The following is a 21,513-nucleotide window of genomic DNA, read 5'->3' as shown; positions in this document are numbered from 1 at the left end:
GTGTTAGTATGGACTCTCCTCTTACACAGATATCGTGCCTTGGTATGACTCTATCTTAATATTTGTGTATAATATGGAAATAGAGGAAGGGAAAGGTGGATGTGAATGCGTGTGATTCGGACTCAATTGAGTATGTATCCCAAGTGGCTGACTGCAGTTTTTATAGTGTTTGTCATCAATTTTGTATTAGCAGTGACGATATTTCTCAACTTTACGTTGATGGTGGCTGATCTGGCTATGCTTTTTGCTGCATATAGTATTCGGGAATATAAATACAACAAAATATATTTTAGTTTATGTCTTTTATTAAGTATCAGTTTTGTTATCCTTGGTATCAGGACATTTCCCATTTAACTTAGAGTACACAACGTTTAGTAATCAACCACCCTTGCCTGCATGATACCAATCATGGGTAAAGGTGGTTTTTTTCTTGCGAAATTGTCATCAGGGTTAATCAGATTGTTACGTTAGAACCATCAAATTTGGGTAAAACCATAGAAGGAGGTGTTACGATGACAACCAAGAGTACAATGACATGGAAACGGATTGGTGCACTCGCATTATCGTTAACGCTGGCTTGGGGGATGGGTCCGGTACATACGCTATCAGGTGCTAACGCTGCATCCTCACAGGCATGTGGAAAGGGAGATCATGGACTATCTGCTACATTAAAAAAGGGCAGCGGTGTGGAAGAGCAACACCTGCAATTTACTGACATTGATTTTCTTAATGATACGACTGGACGAGCTGGGGGTGAAGGCTTCCTGATCGGTACCTCGAATGCAGGATGTACGTGGCAGTCCATATATACCGGGCAGTGGCAATTCACTCAGCTTGATTTTCCGAATAATGTGAACGGATATGCGCTGGCGCGAGTGAAGGATTCACCTGCAACCTATCTGATCCGTACCCATGACGGGGGATCGCACTGGACGCGGCTCGATACGCCGGGCATTCAATTCAAACGAATTGATTTTCGCAATAAAGATGTAGGTTATGGTTACACCTATAATGGTGCATATCAGACGAAGGATGGCGGGGTAACCTGGAATAAAATGAATACACCTGCCAACACGCGTGCAGCTGCCTTTGCAACAGAGAAACAAGGGTATGCCGTCGTGGTTGTACCTGGATCGGGATATCATCTGAAGCAAACGAGTGATGGCGGCAAGAACTGGACAACCTCTCTTCGAGTTGTCTCAGACACATGGAGCGGAGCGGATCTGTATGCACATGGCCAACAAGTATGGGCCCTTCTGTATGGTGATGCAGGCATGTCCCAACAATCGTACTCCCTCTATGCGAGCGGTAATCAAGGCAAGAACTGGACCCAAGTATTTGCGCAATCCACAGCAGGGGGAGGTCCTGCACCGGGTACAAACAGTACGGGCAAAGGAAATGGACCAGCCAACCCGGGTGGTCATCCCGGCAACATGGCGTTGATTGGTAATCAGACGGCTTATCTGTCTGCAGGTTCACCCGCAGCTGGCAAAGTGGGTATTGGACGTTCTTATGATACAGGTTCCACGTGGAAAAATATTGACCTGAAAGATCCGGGATACAGTTCCCGTATCTCGTTCCCATCGGCCAAGACGGGTTGGCTCGTAGTCACAAGTGATAACTCTCCTGCAATCTATCAGACTATAGATGGTGGGACGACGTGGACACAAAAAATGTTGTTGCCTTCAGAGCAGGATTAAGTAGCCTGTTATTCTGAAATAATAAACGGGCAAATCCAAATTAGAAATGTATAAAAATCAATTTGGTAAGTCTCTGTATGAATTTCTATAACAAACAAGCCTCTTCCTAATCAATTACACAGGAAGAGGCTTGTTTGTGTAGAAATAAAAACGGTTGAAACCTACTCTAAAACGAGTTATTGTAAGCGATAACAATATAATTTATGGGGGTTGAAATCATGGTTGATGTTATTTTAAAGGCGGATTCGGATCAAGGATTAATAAATCGCAATATATATGGTCATTTTTCCGAACACTTGGGACGTTGTATTTATGAGGGGCTGTGGGTAGGAGAAGATTCACCTATTCCGAATACGGATGGGATTCGAAATGATGTATTGACGGCCTTGCAGAAGCTTAATATTCCAGTACTTCGCTGGCCAGGCGGTTGTTTTGCCGATGAATATCACTGGAAAGATGGTGTAGGTCCGAAGAGTGAGCGTGCTCGTATGATCAATACACACTGGGGCGGTGTGGAAGAGAACAATCACTTTGGTACACATGAATTCTTGAGATTATGTGAGCTACTCGGCACGGAGCCATACATCAGTGGCAATCTGGGTAGCGGTACAGTGCAGGAGATGCAGGAATGGGTGGAGTACATCACATTTGACGGCGAATCCCCGATGGCGAACTGGCGTAAGAGTAATGGTAGGGAAGAACCGTGGAAAATGAAGTATTTTGGCGTGGGAAATGAGAACTGGGGATGCGGCGGCAATATGCGTCCTGAATATTATGCGGATGAATATCGTCGGTATGCTACATATGTACGTAACTATTCCGGGAACGAGATTTATAAAATCGCTTGCGGACCGAACGAAGGTAACTATGAATGGATGGAAGTCCTGATGCGGGAGGCTGCTCGCTTTATGGATGGAATCAGTCTTCATTATTACACCATCCCTACAGGAGAGTGGAATGATAAAGGCGCAGCTACAGGATTTGGTGAGGCTGAATGGTTCACTACCTTGAAAAAGACGCTCCATATGGATGAATTACTGGTGAAGCACTCCGAGATTATGGACAAATATGATCCAGAGGGCAGAGTCGGCATTATTGTGGATGAATGGGGCACGTGGTATAACGTTGAGCCGGGAACCAATCCAGGGTTCCTGTATCAACAGAATACGATGCGGGACGCTGTGCTTGCAGGTGTTAACCTGAATATTTTCAACCAACATAATAAACGGGTACACATGGCAAATCTTGCGCAGATCGTCAATGTGCTTCAATCGCTTGTGCTCACGGAAGGGGACAAAATGCTCCTGACCCCTACGTACCATGTATTTGATATGTATCAGGTCCATATGGATGCACAGCGACTGGATTTGAATTATGAAAGCCCAGGATACACATTCGGAGAAGAGACCATTCCGCAGCTCAGCTTATCAGCTTCCCGCAACAAGGATGGGGTCATTCATGTGACAGCTTGTAATCTGAGTCACACGGATGAGTTGGAAGTTGTGTGTCAGCTGGACGCAGCTCAAGCGGCTAAAGTAAACGGGCAGATTCTGCACCATACTGATTTTGGTGCATTTAATACCTTTGAACAGCCGAATCATGTTCAGCCTGTGGCGTGGGATGGAATCACACTGGAGAATAACACACTGCGTTTTGTCCTTCCACCAGCATCGGTTGGGGTGCTCGCTGTCGAGGGTTAATGCATGAAAAGGCAGGAACCTTGCAAAGGCTGTAATGATCAGTACGATGTGAAGATTAGCGATGCCAAAATGGCCAGACTTGTGGAGATTGCCTCACGTTCGCGTCCGACGGTACAGGATGAGGAATATGAACGTCGGCTATCCATCTGCTCTGCTTGTCCGGGATTGCAATATGGCACAACTTGTCGGCATTGTGGTTGTCTCGTACAGGTGCGAGCGAAGCTGAGTGAGTCGACATGTCCTTTTCCTTATGAATCGCAATGGGCCTGATCGGAGGAACGAATCTTATTATAATGAAGCAAAAGGGAGTTGCACTTTACAGGTGCGGCTCTTCTTTTTTGGCTTGATGAGGAAAAAACTCTGAATTTGGATTTGAATTGAGCGAGGGAACTGGATATAGTTATACAGTAGAGTGTAGGATAGCGAGCTATCCGGGAATATGAGCGCGTATAGCGACACAACAATACGGGAAGGGCTGTTCTCACCAGCCGTGCCTGATTTTGCGTCGCCTCGAATATAATGGAGGTTAACATTCATGTCGAACATGCGACCGGTACACATCCGGCTGCACAGCCGTTATGAAGGTGAAGATGTGCTGCAGGAAATGCAGGGTGAAGCCGTGTTAAAAGGGTCTGTTCTTTATGTTCGTTATGAAGAACCGCAGGTTGGACCTGAGGGAGGTACAACCCGTACAACATTGAAGCTGGGCGGACAATCCATCAAGATTATACGTCATGGTGAGGTAGAATCGGAGCAGACTTTTGAGTTGAATCGGAAGCTTCCTGGTTTCTACCGATCACCATACATGTCGTTTGCCCTGTCCACGCATACACAGAAGCTGGAACTTTCCATTCAGGGATTGAGCGCACGCGCAGCGTGGAGCTACGACTTTTACCGCTTTGATGAAGAATCTGGACATTTCGCGATTAGTTTGCATATACAGGAGGAACCAATTTCATGACACGTAATCCACTAGATACGATTAACGAACGGGTAAGTACGGCCATCGGCAACGCCATTGTGACGGCCGGAATTGTTACGCAGGACGAATTGCCAGCCATCACATTGGAAGTGCCACGTGAGAAAACACACGGGGACTTGGCGACCAATGCTGCCATGCAGCTGACCAAGATTGCCAAGCGTAATCCGCGTCAGATTGCTGAAGAGATCATTGCTAATCTGAATCTGGCTGAAGCCGGAATCGAGAAGGCTGAGATTGCGGGCCCAGGATTCATTAACTTCAAATTGGACAAGAGTTACCTTTATCCAGTACTTGCGCTTGTGCAGGAGCAGGGTGAAGATTACGGAAGAATTAACATCGGAGAAGGACGCAAAGTCGAGATGGAGTTTGTCAGTGCCAACCCGACAGGCAGCCTGCATCTGGGCCATGCCCGTGGAGCAGCTGTAGGTGATGCGCTATGTAACATCCTTGACTACGCAGGATATGATGTAACCCGTGAATACTACATTAATGATGCAGGTAATCAGGTGTTTAATCTGGCTCGTTCCATTGAAGCTCGTTATCTGCAAGAGCTGGGTCAGGATGCTGAGATGCCTGAAGACGGTTATCACGGTGAAGATATTAAAGGATTCGCCAAGCAACTTGTTGCTGAAAAGGGTGACGAATTGCTGTCCATGCATCCGGGTGACCGTGCGGCTTATTTCCGTGACTTTGGTCTGGAGAAGGAACTGGACAAGATCAAACGTGACTTGAATCGCTTCCGTGTTAACTTTGACATCTGGTTCAGCGAAACTTCCCTGTACGACAACGGAGAAGTGCTGCGAGTGCTTGATGAATTGCGTGACCGCAATGAGATCTATGAGCAAGATGGAGCAACTTGGTTAAAAACGATGCAGTACGGTGACGACAAAGAACGTGTATTGATTAAGAACGATGGCACGTATACTTACCTGACGCCAGATATTGCTTATCACCGTGACAAATATGCTCGTGGATACGACACGATGATCAACATCTGGGGTGCCGATCACCATGGATATATTCCACGGATGAAAGCCGCGATGCAAGCACTGGGTAATGACCCTGAGAAACTGGTGGTCTTGATTGCACAGATGGTGAGCTTGTTCCAGAACGGTGAAAAAGTGAAGATGTCCAAGCGTACAGGTAAAGCTGTAACGATGGAAGACCTGATGGATGAAGTCGGCATTGATGCGATCCGTTACTTCTTCACAATGCGCAGCATGGACTCCCATCTGGACTTTGACATGGACCTTGCGATTTCGACATCCAATGAGAATCCGGTATTCTACGTACAATACGCGCATGCACGTGTATGCAGCGTATACCGTCAGGCTGAAGAACAAGGTATTGAACTGCTGCCACTGGCACAGATTGACCTGTCCAAGCTGACAACAGAGCACGAGTATGACCTTCTCCGCAAAATGGGAGAGCTGCCTGAGGAAATCTCGGCAGCAGCAACAGGATATGCGCCTCATCGTATCATCCGTTATGTATACGAGCTGGCATCCCTGTTCCACAGCTACTACCGTGCAGAACGTGTCATTACGGAAGACGCGCAGCAAACTCAAGCACGTCTGGCACTGATCGGTGCTGTACGTACCGTTATCGCAACAGCACTTCGTCTGGTAGGCGTAACCGCTCCTGACAAAATGTAAATTCCAGGATCGCGGCCTATCCGCCGCTCTGCCTAAGGCAAAAAGTCTCCATGTCCACGTTGAGTGCCTTCAACGTGGTACATGGAGACTTTTTTTGTTGTGTGCCCTAGCTGAAGAAACGAAATGCCTGGTCCATCCAAGGCACACTAGCCTGCTCTGACATCACAGTGGACGTAACCTAGGGTCTCAGCCGCTACGTAATACTCCCTCTGCGTACTACCTGGGCCGGGCTACTGCGTTTCGCCACGAGCCTCAATCAAGTTCTGCTGACGGCTGACAGAGCTGGCTCACTCCCCGCCCTCCTGCATTAGCTTCAGGGCATCAATCTCACCACCGCGCACCTTGCTCTTTGCGGTGGTAGTCTTGCGGGCGCGCAAAGGGATCGTAGCACGTTTGACGAGTGTCTTGATTTCACTAGGGGATAACCCCGGATGTTTGGAGAGTAGCAAGGCGATAGCGCCACTCACATGGGACGTCGCCATGGATGTGCCGCTCATCTCGTGATGCTTTCCTTGTACCCAGGAGGAGACAATTTTATCACCGGGTGCATAGACATCCACATATGCGCCACGATTGCTGAAGGACGCAATACGTCTGTTTTTGTCGGTTGCCCCAACAGATATGGTCTGGGGATACCGTGCAGGGTAATCAATACTGCGGCGTTTGCCGTCATTTCCTGACGAAGCAACAATAACGATTCCGGCATGGTACGCACGGTTGACAACGTCAAGAAGCGCCTTGCTGCGTGTTTTCATGCCAAAGCTCATATTGATGATATCGACCTTGTTGCGTACACACCAGTCGATGCCAAGTACAATGTCGGATACATAAGCCGATCCGTTGTGGTCAAATGCTTTCACCGGATAGATCAGGGAACGTGGAGCTACACCAATCATGCCTGCGGTACTGTTGGCAGCAGCGATAGTGCCTGCAATGTGGGTGCCGTGTCCGTTATCATCATGAGGAAGCAGGCTGCGGTTTAACAGATTGATTCCGCGTGCCAGTGAATAACGAAGATCAGGATGATGATAATCAGCACCTGTATCAATCACACCGATTTTAATCCGGTGTCCGGTAGACACAGACCATACTTTGGGCGCCCGAATCTGCTTCACTCCCCAGGGTATGCCTTGAGCATTGCTTGGTTTGCTGTGGAGTGCAGTGGCATGAAGGGAGATGGGAACGTCTTCTTCAATCGTAATTTCATCCCCATAGCGGTATAGGTCCTCCGGGCGTTGGACTGGAGCGATAATGGAACGAGCCAGTCGCGAGGAACGGACAGCCCCAAGGTCGGTGAATTCATTCCGCATTCGGGACAATTCTACGAGACAGGCCTCGTACTGCTGCGGTTTGGCAAATCGGATCAAATATCGCCCTCCCTGTTCTGGTTCAGGGCGTCGCATTCCGTCAATCAATTGATGCAATAAACCAGTATAGTCCATAATGGGCAGCCCCCTTCGGGATGAACATGCTGAGGTATTCTATGAATGCGCTCATCCCGCCGCATGGGGAACTTGCCCTTTTTTTACAAAAACACATTCTCTTCGTGTCAAAACGGGCGCAGGGACATATGATGGATGGAGAGCTAGAGGGCTCTTGCGGGGAACCTGGTGAGGAGTAATCCTCCAAGGGTATACAGTCAGAAGGCGGAGGGGACTCCGTCTTTTTTATTATGGAGTTGTCTCTTTGGCAAAGAGGATATTCCTGTGGGTTTGATGTCACTTCACGTTTAATATGTGGACATATTGTTGCTGCTCTCCGCATTTGCGTCACATCCGTACATAAAAACTTGCTTTTTAACGCTAAATAGGTTTTACTTAGGTTTGTTAATGGATATGTTATACGTAACAGTCCAGTTCGTAGGGGTTAAAAAGTGAATTTTGTGTGAGAGGAAGTGTCTGCAGTGAGTACCTCGCTCAATTTGAAAATTGATAAAGAAAAGGTAAAAGAGATCCCTTTGGTGGACCTTGCCTTTATGGTGCTGAAAGCGGCTAATACGCCGTATTACTATCGTGACTTAATGAATGAGGTAGCGAAGCAGCGCGGAATGACTGATGAAGAAATCAACGAGTTTATCGCCCAGCTATATACCGAGATTAATATCGATGGCCGTTTTGCTTGCGTCGGTACAAGTCTGTGGGGCTTAAAGCGCTGGTATCCGGTAGCTGGAACAGAAGATTCCATGACGGGTGCGAAGCGTCCGCGTATCATCAACGATGAAGACGATGATCTGGAAGATGAAGACTTCGGTGAAGAAGAAGACAGCTATAGCAGCGATGAAGGCTTCGACAGCACGGATAAAGAGGAAGAAGAAGACGAAGAAGAGGAAGAAGAAGACGACATCTTTGACGAAGAAGACAGCGAAGAAGAAGTGCTGGTTGAAGATGACGATCTGGAAGATGAAGACCTCGAAGAAGACGAAGAAGAGTCCGAAAACGAGGATGAATTTGACGACGATTCTGATAATCGGTAGTCATTTTTGACGTCTATAATTTACCCGTTTCCCCGGAATAGTCAGCCTTGACAGCAGACGGGGTAACGGGTAAACTATTGCATGGGCTTATGAATGAGCGACAATATATTTATGTTTTTTATAGAAGGTGCCCCGTCCTGCGGGAGTACTTTTTTTTGTATTTTTAGAGGCATAATTTTGCAAAAATGATTTTTTTCCGTATGCTCCCGGCCAACATTTCGTGGCCCGTTTTTGTATATCAAAAACACCAAATGGAATGAAGGCCATCGGAATATTTGCACCATTTTTTGCTGTAGAACAACGTGTATTTAAACCGTCTTCGCAGAAAGAGCAGTTCGCAGATGCAGGGAATTTCTGCCATTGCTCTTTTTAACGATGATTACCTGGGAAACAGGTTACGATAACACCATATATCGCCTGAATTTCTGTACTTATATTAGGAGGGTAATAACAGTGACAAAGTATATTTTCGTGACGGGCGGAGTTGTGTCCTCCCTGGGCAAAGGGATTACGGCTGCTTCTCTGGGCAGATTGCTGAAAAACAGAGGGCTTAAGGTAACGATCCAGAAATTTGATCCATATATTAACATCGACCCGGGAACAATGAGTCCTTATCAGCACGGCGAGGTTTTTGTAACGGATGATGGCGCGGAAACGGATCTGGACCTTGGCCACTATGAACGTTTTATTGATATCAATCTCTCCAAAAACAGCAACGTCACGACTGGTAAAGTATACTCTTCCGTCATCAGCAAAGAGCGGCGCGGGGAATATCTGGGCGGAACGGTACAAGTTATTCCACACATTACGAACGAGATCAAAGAGCGTGTATTCCGCGCTGGACGTGAAGCGGGTTCGGATGTGGTTATTACGGAAATTGGTGGAACAGTGGGCGACATTGAGAGTTTGCCTTTCCTGGAAGCTATCCGTCAGATCAAGAGTGATGTAGGTCGCGACAATGTGATGTACATCCACGTAACACTTATTCCTTATATCAAAGCAGCTGGTGAAGTGAAAACAAAACCAACGCAACATAGTGTTAAGGAATTACGCAGCATCGGTATTCAACCGAATGTGATTGTATGCCGTACGGAGTATGAATTGTCTAAAGACATGAAAGCCAAGATCGCTCTCTTCTGCGACATTGATGAGAATGCCGTGGTTGAATGTCGTGATGCAGACACGTTGTATCAAGTACCTTTGAACCTGCGTGAAGAAGGCTTGGATGAGATCGTGGTAAATCACCTGAAACTGACTACTCCTGCACCGGATATGAGCGAGTGGGAAGGGCTGGTTGACCGGATCAACAAGTTGGAGCATACAGTTGAGATCGCTATTGTTGGTAAATATGTAGCGTTGCATGATGCATACCTGAGTGTTGTTGAGTCGTTGTCTCATGCAGGATTTGCATCCAATGCTGATGTGAAAATCCGCTGGGTTCCTTCTGAAGATATTACGGATGAGAATGTAGGCGACCTGTTACATGGTATTGGGGGTATCCTTGTTCCTGGTGGATTCGGAGATCGTGGTATTGAAGGTAAAGTATCGGCAATCCGTTATGCTCGTGAGAAACAAATTCCGTTCTTCGGTATTTGCCTGGGTATGCAGGTTTCCGTTATTGAGTATGCACGTTCCATTGTTGGTTTGAATGGTGCGAACAGTTCCGAGATTAATCCGGCTACGGAATTCCCTGTGATCGACCTGTTGCCTGAGCAAAAAGATATTGAGAATCTGGGTGGCACGATGCGTCTGGGTCTGTATCCTTGTAAGCTTCAGGAAGGTTCTTTGGCGATGGCTTGTTATGATGACGAGCTGGTGTATGAGAGACACCGTCACCGGTATGAGTTCAACAATGAATACCGTGAAACGATCGAAAAAGCAGGACTGGTTATCTCGGGTACATCCCCGGATGGACGTCTGGTTGAGATCGTGGAACTTCCAGGACACCCATGGTTCCTGGCGGTACAATTCCATCCGGAATTCACTTCCCGTCCGAACCGTCCGCAACCTTTGTTCCGTGATTTTGTAAAAGCTTCTCTGGTGAATGCGCAGAAGTAATAAATTTTTTTGTGTTAACGTAATAGATATTAGGGATGTTCCTGGCAACCATAGCGGCTGCCTGAACATCCCTTTTTTTGCGTAAAGAGCAGGTGGGAATGCTTTTTTGTCATTTTGTGAAGGTAGCAGGATTTTAATGGAAGAGGTAGAATACTTATCATGACGACTATGGGATAGTTATCCAGATTCGAAGGTGTGCATGCTTTCCTAATTCTAGGAGGTTACAGAGTGGAAGATAAAAAAGTTTTGATTGTTGATGACCAGAATGGTATTCGAATCCTGTTAATGGAAGTGTTCAGCAGTGAGGGGTATAACACGTTTCAAGCACCCAACGGCAAGGTTGCTCTGGAGATTGTGAATAATGACAAGCCTGACCTGGTATTGCTCGATATGAAGATTCCTGGGATGGACGGTCTGGAAATCCTGAAGCATATTAAAGAAATTGATCCGGGTATCAAGGTGATCATGATGACCGCTTATGGTGAACTGGACATGATTAAGGAAGCCACGGATCTCGGAGCGCTCATGCACTTTACGAAACCGTTTGATATCGACGAGATGCGAGTGGCTGTGAATATGCAACTTCGCAACGGTACCGCCAATAAATGCAGCTGAATCCTGTTGATACAGGATTTTTTTGCGTGTGGAGAACATAGAAGGTACTTGGTGGGAAAATGAGGTATTTCACTCCTTCATCCGGGGAATATTGGAAATGGGGAAGTTATAAAGCGGTGTCTATGAAAACTGTGCTGCAAAGCACAGCATTTTTGCAAATGCTTGTTTAGTATTTGACATGGGATGTGGTATAATAAGCCCGTATGTGATTTCGGCTAAAAACCATAGACACAACCCAAACCCCTAGGAGGATTGAAACCATGCCATTAGTATCTATGACAGACATGTTGAACAAAGCACTTGAAGGAAAATATGCAGTTGGTCAATACAACATCAATAACCTTGAGTGGACTCAAGCGATTCTTGGTGCTGCTGAAGAAGAGAAATCCCCAGTAATCTTGGGTGTATCCGAAGGCGCAGCACGTCACATTGGTGGCTTCTACACTGTAGTTAAAATGGTAGAAGGACTCATTCACGACATGAAAATCACTGTTCCAGTTGCAATTCACCTGGACCACGGTTCAAGCTTCGACAAGTGTAAAGAAGCGATCGACGCTGGATTCACATCCGTAATGATCGACGGTTCCCACCACTCTATCGATGAGAACATCGAAATGACTAAAAAAGTTGTTGAATATGCACACGCTAAAGGCGTTTCTGTAGAAGCTGAAGTAGGTACTGTAGGCGGACAAGAAGACGACGTTATCGGCGGTATCATGTACGCTGACTTGAACGAGTGTATCCGTATCGTTAAAGAAACAGGTATCGATACATTGGCACCAGCTCTTGGTTCCGTACACGGTCCTTACCATGGCGAGCCTAACCTGGGCTTCAAAGAAATGGAAGAAGTTCGTGACGCGGTACAAGTTCCACTCGTATTGCACGGTGGTACAGGTATTCCTAAACACGACATTGACAAAGCCATTTCCCTGGGTACGTCCAAAATCAACGTAAACACAGAGAACCAAATTGCTTTTGCAAGAGTGGTTCGTGAAGTGCTTGCAGCTAAACCAGACGCTTACGATCCACGTACATTCATCGTACCAGGCCGTGAAGCAATTAAAGAAACCGTTAAAGGTAAAATCCGCGAGTTTGGTTCTAACAACAAAGCGTAATTTATCTTTACCAGTTCCATACTGTGAAATGGAAAAACACCGCCTAGCCGGTGTCTTTCCATTTTCACACCTTATTTCTACATCGGAAGCCAACAGCACGTATTGCCGTTCATCGGCTGCAAAACACGTAGGGGGACATTAAGCTTTATGGAAAAATTGATGATTAGTGGCGGACGTCCGTTACAGGGAACTGTAACTATAAGCGGCGCCAAGAACAGCGCCATTGCGCTTATTCCTGCAGCATTGCTTGCCGAGTCAGAAGTCGTGTTGGACAACCTGCCGCTTTTGAGTGACGTGGCGGTTTATGCAGAAATTTTGGAGGAACTCGGAGCACATGTGACTTGGGAAGGCAGTCAGATGAAGATTGACCCTTCTGACATCAAATCCATTCCTATGCCGAATGGTCCCGTGAAGAAGCTTCGTGCTTCGTATTATATGATGGGTGCATTGCTAGGGCGTTTCAAAGAAGCGACCATAGGTTTACCAGGGGGCTGTAATTTTGAGCCTCGTCCAATTGATCAACATATCAAAGGGTTTGAAGCGCTTGGCGCAACCGTAACAAACGAACATGGCTCCATTCATTTGCATGCCAAAGAGCTGCGCGGAGCAAAAATCTATCTTGATGTAAGCAGTGTCGGCGCAACCATTAATATCATGCTGGCGGCTACTCGTGCCAAAGGCTCTACAATTATCGAAAACGCGGCTAAAGAGCCTGAGATTATAGATGTAGCAACACTTCTGAATTCCATGGGTGCCAGCATCAAGGGTGCAGGTACCGAAACGATCCGTATTGAAGGGGTCTCGGAGCTTAAAGGCTGCCGTCATTCCATTATTCCGGACCGTATCCAAGCAGGTACGTATATGATCGCTGCAGCGGCGACGCGCGGAGATGTTCTGATTGACAATGTGATTCCCAAACATCTGGAAGCTTTAACGGCAAAGCTGCTAGAAATGGGTGTTGGCATTGAGGAATTGGATGAAAGTATACGTGTCATTGGTAAACCAAGCTATAACCATGTGGACGTGAAGGCACTTGTATATCCTGGTTTCCCAACGGATCTACAGTCACCAATGACCAGTGTTTTGACACAGGCAACTGGTGTGAGCGTCCTGAGCGACTTTGTATACAGTAATCGATTCAAGCATGTGCCTGAGTTAGTGCGGATGGGTGCAAAGATTCGAGTAGAAGGACGGTCAGCGATTATTGAAGGCAGTGCATTAAACGCGGCTAAAGTAAAAGCATCCGATCTTCGCGCTGGAGCAGCGCTGGTGATTGCAGGTCTCACCGTCAGTGAAGGTGTGACTGAAGTAACGGGGGTCGAATATATCGACCGCGGTTATGATCATCTGGTGACTAATCTGCGCCTGCTCGGTGCAGATGTATGGCGGGAAACTGATTAATAGGAAGCATTATGCATGATTCAGTCCTACACATGTTTATTTTAACTGAACTGCATATCTTTTTGATGATTAGGTAAACCTGTTTTAATAGAGTTCTCAGTCTCTCCGGCATAAGACGAAATGTTTCTGTTTCCTTTACCGGAGGGTCTTTTTTTGAAATAAACTTCATATGGCTGTAAGAACATCATTTCTCATCCCCAACCCCCGGTTTTGTTTGAACTGCGCTCCATAGCCGGTCTATCCGGATTGATCGCCTCAATGCATCGTTCACTCAATAGCGGATATTGCCGAATGTTGGCCATCCCACCCGGAAACTTACACTCAAAGACAAGTATTTGCATTATAACGGTTACATTCCGTACAATGGACAGAAGGGATTGTGGCAGACGCCGCTCTCTATAGCCGGAACATCTAGCGAAACTATCCATTTCACACGGACTTATTAATTGAATAGGTGGTTATTATATGGATCTACAAATTTCCGATTTGGAAGAAATGAAACTAACGGACCTCTACAAACTGGCCAAAAAATATCAGATACCGTACTATGGTACGTTAAAAAAGAAAGAATTAATCTTTGCTATACTGCGTGCACAAGCTGAACAGAGTGGCCTGATGTTCATGCAAGGCGTACTCGAGATTCTACCTGAAGGTTACGGATTTCTTCGGCCGATCAACTACTTGCCAAGTACGGAAGACATCTACATCTCAGCTTCTCAGATTCGCAAGTTTGACCTAAGAACAGGTGACCTCGTATCAGGTAAGTGTAGAACGCCTAAGGAAAACGAGAGATACTTCGGTTTGTTGCAAGTCAACGCTGTAAATGGTGAGAATCCATCGGCGGCTGCAGAGCGACTTCACTTCCCGGCACTAACCCCACTGTATCCGCAGAAAAAACTGGTTCTCGAAACATCCCCCAACCATTTGTCCACACGAATTATGGATGTGCTCGCCCCGGTAGGATTGGGACAGCGCGGATTGATCGTAGCACCTCCCAAAGCGGGTAAAACGCTTCTCCTCAAAGAAATTGCCAACAGCATCTCAACTAACAATCCTGAAATTGAACTGTTTGTCCTGTTGATTGATGAACGTCCAGAGGAAGTAACGGATATGTCGCGTTCGGTAAAAGGGGAAGTTGTGGCTTCGACATTTGATGAACTGCCTGAGAATCATATCAAGGTGGCGGAATTGGTGCTTGAGCGTGCGCTTCGTCTGGTTGAGGCCAAAAAAGATGTTGTTATCCTGCTGGATAGCATTACGCGTCTCGCCCGTGCATATAACCTGGTTATTCCACCATCCGGTCGTACACTTAGTGGTGGTATTGATCCAGCTGCGTTCCATCGTCCGAAGCGTTTCTTCGGTTCTGCCCGGAATGTGGAGGAAGGCGGAAGCTTGACGATCCTGGCAACGGCATTAATTGATACCGGATCACGTATGGATGACGTCATTTATGAAGAGTTTAAGGGTACAGGTAACATGGAGCTCCATCTGGACCGTCGTCTGGCAGAACGCCGCATATTCCCGGCGATCGACATTCGTCGTTCGGGTACACGTCGTGAAGAAGTGTTGCTAAGCAAGGAAGAGTTGGATACAATCTGGGCAATTCGTAAAAACATGAATGATTCCCATGACTTTGTTGAAGGATTCCTGAAAAAACTTCGTAACAGTAAGACAAATGCAGAGTTTTTGGCGGCATTTGATTCGGCTGGTAATAGCCCGACAAGCAATTCGGGTACAACAACAACCCGTCGCTCACCTAGACAGACAGCAACGTCAGGTACATCGACTTAAGTGTCGTTCGACCAATAACATACTTTTACAGCGTTGCTGTGAATTTTACAATACACTCGTCGTTAGGTTTAACCCATTAGATGTGAGGAGAACATCATGTATTTAGTATACGCAGATGAAAAAGGTAATGTATTTGATCATCCTTCCCTGTACGGGCTTGCCCGCAGTGGAGATATGATCGTTGAGATTATGGAGGATGAGTTGATTCCTCTGCCAGAAGGTGCAACGTTGGTTGGACTCCCGAGTACCCGGCCCATTGGTATGGACCCGGACACCGGTGAGATGCTGCCAATGCCATCAGACACACAGGCTGTAGGTGCGTTGCTTCCACAGGGATTCACTCGTTTGTGTCTCCCTGGTTATGTGAAGACGGATAAAGAGTATAAATTGCCGTTATTCGGCTATTCCGCAGTAGTTTGGAAAGATGGCGGTTTCTATGTCACCGCTTCGAAGTCGGATAGTCCTGAAAAATGGAATCCACTCAACTGTGATCGTGACGATGTGCGTTCCGGGGTCAAACGATTGACGGAGCAATACCCCGAGAACCGTCTTTACACCCATCTATCCAACTGTGCGCTTGGATATGAATGTCTAACTTCATCAAACACGTTCCTGAATCGTTGGGAAGGTGGAGTGCCGGTATCCTATTCTTGCAATGCGGGCTGTTTCGGGTGTATCTCCGAGCAACCGGATGATAGCGGCTTTGTTTCCCCGCAGACACGTATGAACTTCCGACCACGTGTGGATGAGATTGTGGAGGTTATGCTGGAACACCTGAAGACGCCGGAGTCCATCATTAGTTTTGGACAAGGTTGTGAAGGGGAGCCTTCCACGCAGGCCAAGCTGATTATTGAAGCGATTCGCGAAGTGCGTTCCGTAACGGACATGGGGTATATCAACATTAATACCAATGCCGGTCTGAATGATCACATTAGAGGTATTGTAGATGCTGGATTGGATCTGATGCGCGTAAGTACAATTAGTGCACTGGATGACCATTATAACGCTTACTATAAACCACGTGGTTATACCTTAGCCAATGTTGAGAAGTCGATGAAATACGCAGCGCAGCAGGGTGTATACACGTCCATTAACTATCTGATCTTCCCAGGCGTAACAGATCGTGAAGAAGAGATTGAGGCGATGATTGAGTTTGCAAGAAGAACCGATCTACGCTTGATTCAGATGCGTAATCTCAATATTGATCCAGAGAGCTATCTGGAATTAATTCCTCCTGCTCAAGGTGATATCTTGGGCATGAAGCAGATGATTGAGATCTTTGAAGACGAGTTGCCTGGTGTTGTGATTGGATCGTATACTCATGTTCCACCCGCTGGAATGGCACGTCCAAAACGGTTGATTACCTCTTAACAATAATGGATTGCAACAGGCGCAAGGTCGTGTTATAATCTCAGGGTTGTGCCATTTACTCTGGGTCCGCTTGAGGCTCAGGGCGGAAAGAGGTGAAAGGTAATGAAAGAAGCAATTCATCCTAATTACACGATTGGTCAAGTATCTTGCGCTTGCGGGAATACTTTTGAGACAGGTTCGGTTAAAGACGGACTTCGTGTAGAGATTTGCTCCGCGTGCCACCCGTTCTTCACAGGTAAACAGAAGTTTATCGATGCTGGCGGCCGTGTTGATCGTTTCAAAAAGAAATACGGAATCTAATTGGACAATTCTTGGAGTTGTCTGCTAATTGCATCCAACACACCCCTGCTGATCTGGCAGGGGTTTTTATATGTTATATGTTAAGCATAATCGCATTCACGTTCCTCTGGTTGCAATTTGGATAACCTTACGTTATACTATTTCTTACCGTGCTAGATGGGGAGGTAGCGGTGCCCTGTAACTCGCAATCCGCTATAGCGAGGTTGAATTCCTGCTAGAGGTTTTGCCGATGTGAGGTTTGGTCCCTAAACGTGGTGTTGACGGTTGGGTCCTCCGCAATGAGTACTCATGAACCTGGTCAGGTCCGGAAGGAAGCAGCCATAAGTGAGATCACTCTTGTGCCGGAGGGTTGCCTAGCCCGAGCTATTGTTCAGGGGTGCCACTTGGATCGCAAATATCGATAGCAGGTGCACGGCTTACCTTTTAAATGTAGAGACCTTTGCAGTTGTATGTATGCAGAGGTCTTTTTGATATGTCTTAATAAACCACGCATGAATGAGTCAGATAAAGTTTGGATTCACCCTGGAATATAGTATAATAGGGGAACGACAAAGGACTCGAATGCGAAGTGGAAGGAAGGTAACGCATCATGGAGCATATCGCGTTATACCGGGCTTGGCGTCCCCAGTCGTTTCAAGATATGGTGGGGCAACAGCATATTATTCAGACCTTGCAGAACGCGATTCGTGAACAGCGGACTTCCCATGCCTACTTATTTAGCGGGCCCAGAGGAACGGGAAAGACAAGTGCCGCCAAGATTTTGGCCAAAGCTGTGAACTGCGAACGTGGGCCTGCGCCTGAACCTTGTAACGAGTGTGAAGCTTGCCGCAGAATTACGACTGGCGCTGTGATGGATGTGCAAGAGATTGATGCTGCATCCAATCGGGGCGTTGAGGAAATACGTGATCTTCGGGAAAAGGTTAAATATGCGCCAACCGAAGTCCGGCAGAAAGTCTATATTATTGATGAAGTGCACATGCTGACAACGGAGGCATTCAATGCTTTGCTCAAAACATTGGAAGAGCCACCACCACATGTGATGTTTATTTTGGCAACAACGGAACCGCACCGCCTTCCGGCTACCATTATATCGCGCTGTCAGCGATTTGATTTTCGTCGGGTGTCCCTGGAAGAGCAGACAGCGAGACTTACACTGATCTGTGAACAGGAAGGCATGGAAGCTGACCAGGATGCGCTCCAATACATTGCCCGTTTATCGGACGGTGGAATGAGGGATGCACTTAGTGTGCTGGATCAGATCTCTTCATTTACGGATGGACGAGTAACGTACCAGCAGGTTATGGACATGACGGGTGGAATTGCTTCAGAGCAATTTGCCAAACTGGCTGCTTCGCTGCTCAAAGGTGATGTTGGTCATATTTTGCAGATGATTGAAGGTTTCATGCATGAAGGAAAGAGTGCAGACAAGTGCATGGAGAATTTACTGTATTATTTCCGTGATTTGCTTATGATTAAGATGGTACCTGATGCAGATAAACTGACGGACCGGGTACTTAATCCGGAGTCTTTCCGTGATATGGCGGAGTCATTCACCAAGGAACAACTGTTCCACATGATTGACACCCTTAATCGGTACCAGAGTGAAATGAAATATGCAGTACAACCACAGACATTATTTGAAGTTGCATTGCTTAAACTGTGTAGTATTCCAGCTCAAGGTGAGGCTTCTGTTCAGGTGGGAGCTTCAGCTCATGCAGCACCTGCTGATGGGGGTGAGATCAACCGCTTGAAGCAGCAGCTTGCTGAGTTGGAGAAGAAGTTGGATCGTGCACTGAAAAGTGGTTTGTCTGGTGGAGAAGGTTCATCGAGTGCTCCATCTCGCCCGGCAACAAGAGCGCCGGTATCGAGAGGCAATTCACCTGCGAAGCTTCCTGCACAGTTGGATCAGTATGTTGCGCGCAAGGGAGCCCCTGAGTTCGCAGAGATCAGCAAAAAATGGAGTCAGATCCTGCAACGAGTGAAGGAAGAGCGGGTTACCGTTCACGCCTGGTTTGTGGATGGTGAGCCGGTATCATTGCTTGAAGACAATGTGTTGGTTGCTTTTAAAAACAATATTCACCGTGAAACGACGGAGAAGCAGGCTAACCGCGAAGTCATTGAGCGGGTGTTGTCGGAACATCTTGGGCGTTCGGCACGATTGGTGACGATGATGCTCAAAGATTGGACTGGAGCAATGGAGGGAGCTTCTGAAGCGCCAAAGGAGGACTTTAAGCTTGAACCTGAGCATGAAGACGGCGGTTCAGGCAACAAACAGCCTTGGATTGATGAAGCCATCCAGCTCTTTGGTGAGGATCTTGTAGTGATCAAAGAATAATGCGCATAGCGCGATAACCATAACAAAGGAGATGAACAATTATGAACAACATGAACCAAATGATGAAACAAGTGAAGAAAATGCAGGAGCAAATGCTGAAAGCACAAGAGGAACTGGCGGACAAAACAGTCCAAGGTACTTCTGGTGGCGGTGTAGTGACGGCTGAAGTTAACGGACACAAGAAATTGCTTGCTATCACGATCAAACCTGAAGCGGTAGATCCGGAAGATGTTGAAATGTTGCAGGATCTCGTTATGACAGCTGTTAATGATGCTATGGCCAAAGCCGATGAGATTGCCAACAAGGATATGGGCAAGTTCACAGGCGGCATGAATATTCCGGGATTATTTTAATTAAAAAATTGATCCTGTCAAAGGAGACACAATCGATTGTATTATCCCGAACCAATAGCCAAGCTGATTGATGCCTTCACCCGGTTGCCGGGTGTGGGTCCCAAGACGGCAGCGCGTTTAGCTTTTCATGTGCTTAACATGAAGGAAGATGACGTTATCGATTTTGCCAAAGCACTCGTAAGTGTGAAGCGTAATCTTCATTACTGTTCTGTATGTTGTAATATCACTGATACGGACCCGTGTCGCATCTGTCAGGATAAGTCCAGGGATGTCTCTGTAATCTGTGTAGTTCAGGATTCGAAAGATCTGGTGGCCATGGAGCGCACCAAGGAATTCGATGGGTACTATCATGTGTTACAGGGCGCGATTTCACCTATGGAGGGAATTGGCCCAGACGATATTCGTTTGAAGGAACTCTTGGTTCGATTAAGTGATGAACGTATAAAAGAGATCATCTTGGCAACAAACCCCAACATTGAGGGTGAGGCTACAGCGATGTATATCTCCCGCTTGGTGCGTCCGTTTGAGATCAGTGTGACTCGTATTGCGCATGGATTGCCCGTAGGTGGCGATCTTGAGTATGCGGATGAAGTGACCCTTTCCAAAGCGTTGGAAGGTCGCAGGGAGATGCGTTAGTGTGATCAATTTGTATTACGCAGCGGACTTCCTTGGAAACTTCGGATGCTAAATAAGTTTCGATATGCAAAGAGAGCCTTAGGGCTCTCTTTTTTTTGTGAAGAAAATGAATGCTCGAGTTCTAAGTTTGTCCTTTCCCTGATAAGTATGAGAATATGCTGTGCTGATCAGGAGGGGGAGAGATTATGTTTTTGTGGCGAAATACACGGAACTCGGTAGAGAAACACAACAGAATGTTGAAGGAACTTGAGGCGGATCAGATCTATGCAGATATTCAAATGGCTAAGCAGGAATGGGAACGGGCTATGAGACAGTTTGAAGATGCACAGGGGCAGGATGAGATTGATTATGCTATTTATGTATTGGAGGCAGCTGAGCGGAAGTACCAGATCCACTTGAGAAGAGCAAAGCGAGCCAGAGCTAATGATGATGTTACATCACAGCGAGGGGTTAGTATGTAGAGTCATGTTTACATTAAACACGGAGGTGTAACATATGAAGAGTATCATACTGGGAAGTGTATTGGTTATATCATTACTGGGGCTTATCGTTATTTTATTCAGAAAGCGGATAGGGTTATCGTTTTTCACGTCATTTGGAATTCATCTGGTGCTGGCTGCAGTAGGGATATATATCGTGAATTATTCCGGCTGGATTACAGGTACCTACATCCCGCTGAACCCTGCAACGATAGGGACTGTAACTGTTTTGGGATTGCCAGGTGTGGGGCTATTATTAGGGTTGAAAATTTCTTTGTTCGGATAGTTGACTCGCAGGATATTTATATGGTACATTATATCTCGTTGCTTTGCTTGCTTGGTTAGATGCTTTAGATGAAATGAAGGAGTTCATTGCGAACTTCGAAAAAGAATTTCAAAAAAACACTTGACCAAAACAAACGAAGTATGATATATTATAAAAGTCGCCGCTGAGAGAAAATGGTGACGAAAAAACAAGTTTGATCTTTGAAAACTGAACAACGAGTGAGTAAACATTCTGCTTGCAGAATGAACGCGAAAGTTTGAGAC

19 protein-coding genes and 1 other RNA gene are annotated in these 21,513 nt (G+C 46.5%); 19 read left to right on the top strand and 1 reads right to left on the bottom strand.

Annotation, left to right across the window (positions count from 1 at the left end; genetic code table 11):
- Positions 1 to 512: 512 nt before the first annotated feature.
- The 5 genes from C170_RS05825 to argS all read left to right on the top strand — a co-directional run bounded on the left by C170_RS05825 (position 513) and on the right by argS (position 6,037).
- Positions 513 to 1,700: a WD40/YVTN/BNR-like repeat-containing protein gene (locus C170_RS05825; protein ID WP_036607276.1), complete on the top strand. Its 1,188-nt coding sequence runs from the start codon at positions 513 to 515 to the stop codon at positions 1,698 to 1,700.
- A 218-nt stretch (positions 1,701 to 1,918) separates the two neighbouring features.
- On the top strand, positions 1,919 to 3,400 hold the full coding sequence (locus tag C170_RS05820; RefSeq protein WP_036607274.1) for an alpha-N-arabinofuranosidase: 1,482 nt from the start codon (positions 1,919 to 1,921) through the stop codon (positions 3,398 to 3,400).
- 3 nt (positions 3,401 to 3,403) lie between these two features.
- Positions 3,404 to 3,670 carry a DUF6171 family protein gene (locus tag C170_RS30380; protein WP_036667692.1) on the top strand — a complete coding sequence of 89 codons (267 nt, stop codon included), beginning with the start codon at positions 3,404 to 3,406 and terminating at the stop codon, positions 3,668 to 3,670.
- Positions 3,671 to 3,935: 265 nt separating this feature from the next.
- Positions 3,936 to 4,361 (top strand): DUF1934 domain-containing protein, encoded by a 426-nt coding sequence (locus C170_RS05815; protein ID WP_017691299.1) that lies wholly within the window; start codon positions 3,936 to 3,938, stop codon positions 4,359 to 4,361.
- Positions 4,358 to 6,037, top strand: a complete 1,680-nt coding sequence (gene argS, locus C170_RS05810; protein WP_036607272.1) for an arginine--tRNA ligase — start codon at positions 4,358 to 4,360, stop codon at positions 6,035 to 6,037. Before C170_RS05815 ends, argS begins: the two co-directional genes overlap by 4 nt.
- Before the next feature lie 287 nt (positions 6,038 to 6,324).
- Here argS and C170_RS05805 read toward each other — a convergent pair whose 3' ends face one another.
- A complete protein-coding gene (locus tag C170_RS05805) occupies positions 6,325 to 7,479 on the bottom strand; it encodes a S8 family peptidase (protein ID WP_036607270.1) in 1,155 nt (384 codons plus the stop codon).
- A 461-nt stretch (positions 7,480 to 7,940) separates the two neighbouring features.
- Here C170_RS05805 and rpoE point away from each other — a divergent pair, with 461 nt between their 5' ends.
- The 14 genes from rpoE to C170_RS05740 all read left to right on the top strand — a co-directional run bounded on the left by rpoE (position 7,941) and on the right by C170_RS05740 (position 21,250).
- Positions 7,941 to 8,510 (top strand): DNA-directed RNA polymerase subunit delta, encoded by a 570-nt coding sequence (rpoE, locus tag C170_RS05800; protein WP_036607268.1) that lies wholly within the window; start codon positions 7,941 to 7,943, stop codon positions 8,508 to 8,510.
- Between the two features lie 453 nt (positions 8,511 to 8,963).
- Entirely contained in the window at positions 8,964 to 10,568 is a 1,605-nt protein-coding gene (locus C170_RS05795; protein ID WP_036607266.1) for a CTP synthase, read from the top strand.
- A gap of 228 nt (positions 10,569 to 10,796) precedes the next feature.
- On the top strand, positions 10,797 to 11,183 hold the full coding sequence (locus C170_RS05790; protein ID WP_017691292.1) for a response regulator: 387 nt from the start codon (positions 10,797 to 10,799) through the stop codon (positions 11,181 to 11,183).
- A 260-nt stretch (positions 11,184 to 11,443) separates the two neighbouring features.
- The gene (fba, locus tag C170_RS05785) at positions 11,444 to 12,298 is read left to right on the top strand and encodes a class II fructose-1,6-bisphosphate aldolase (RefSeq protein WP_036607263.1); all 855 of its coding nucleotides are present in this window, start codon (positions 11,444 to 11,446) and stop codon (positions 12,296 to 12,298) included.
- A gap of 147 nt (positions 12,299 to 12,445) precedes the next feature.
- Positions 12,446 to 13,699: a UDP-N-acetylglucosamine 1-carboxyvinyltransferase gene (locus C170_RS05780; protein ID WP_036607261.1), complete on the top strand. Its 1,254-nt coding sequence runs from the start codon at positions 12,446 to 12,448 to the stop codon at positions 13,697 to 13,699.
- Between the two features lie 465 nt (positions 13,700 to 14,164).
- Positions 14,165 to 15,490 carry a transcription termination factor Rho gene (gene rho, locus C170_RS05775; RefSeq protein WP_036607258.1) on the top strand — a complete coding sequence of 442 codons (1,326 nt, stop codon included), beginning with the start codon at positions 14,165 to 14,167 and terminating at the stop codon, positions 15,488 to 15,490.
- Between the two features lie 96 nt (positions 15,491 to 15,586).
- Positions 15,587 to 16,861, top strand: coding sequence for a radical SAM protein (locus C170_RS05770; RefSeq protein ID WP_036607256.1), 1,275 nt, complete (start codon positions 15,587 to 15,589; stop codon positions 16,859 to 16,861).
- 102 nt (positions 16,862 to 16,963) lie between these two features.
- Complete coding sequence (rpmE, locus tag C170_RS05765) at positions 16,964 to 17,161, top strand: 50S ribosomal protein L31 (RefSeq protein WP_036607255.1); 198 nt, start codon at positions 16,964 to 16,966, stop codon at positions 17,159 to 17,161.
- Between the two features lie 147 nt (positions 17,162 to 17,308).
- Positions 17,309 to 17,576, top strand: an RNA gene (gene ffs, locus C170_RS30375) — signal recognition particle sRNA large type.
- Between the two features lie 174 nt (positions 17,577 to 17,750).
- Positions 17,751 to 19,496 (top strand): DNA polymerase III subunit gamma/tau, encoded by a 1,746-nt coding sequence (dnaX, locus tag C170_RS05760; protein WP_036607251.1) that lies wholly within the window; start codon positions 17,751 to 17,753, stop codon positions 19,494 to 19,496.
- Positions 19,497 to 19,537: 41 nt separating this feature from the next.
- Positions 19,538 to 19,849 (top strand): YbaB/EbfC family nucleoid-associated protein, encoded by a 312-nt coding sequence (locus C170_RS05755; protein ID WP_036607248.1) that lies wholly within the window; start codon positions 19,538 to 19,540, stop codon positions 19,847 to 19,849.
- A 36-nt stretch (positions 19,850 to 19,885) separates the two neighbouring features.
- The gene (gene recR / locus C170_RS05750) at positions 19,886 to 20,485 is read left to right on the top strand and encodes a recombination mediator RecR (protein WP_036607246.1); all 600 of its coding nucleotides are present in this window, start codon (positions 19,886 to 19,888) and stop codon (positions 20,483 to 20,485) included.
- A 233-nt stretch (positions 20,486 to 20,718) separates the two neighbouring features.
- Positions 20,719 to 20,946, top strand: a complete 228-nt coding sequence (locus C170_RS05745; RefSeq protein ID WP_051447031.1) for a DUF2508 family protein — start codon at positions 20,719 to 20,721, stop codon at positions 20,944 to 20,946.
- A 34-nt stretch (positions 20,947 to 20,980) separates the two neighbouring features.
- Positions 20,981 to 21,250, top strand: a complete 270-nt coding sequence (locus tag C170_RS05740; protein ID WP_036607241.1) for a pro-sigmaK processing inhibitor BofA family protein — start codon at positions 20,981 to 20,983, stop codon at positions 21,248 to 21,250.
- Positions 21,251 to 21,513: the final 263 nt, after the last annotated feature.

The sequence above is a fragment of the Paenibacillus sp. FSL H7-689 genome (assembly GCF_000517905.1).
GTDB classification, from domain to species: domain Bacteria; phylum Bacillota; class Bacilli; order Paenibacillales; family Paenibacillaceae; genus Paenibacillus; species Paenibacillus amylolyticus.
The sequence above is the reverse complement of the archived record's forward strand: the minus strand, read 5'-3'. Positions and strand labels throughout refer to the sequence as shown.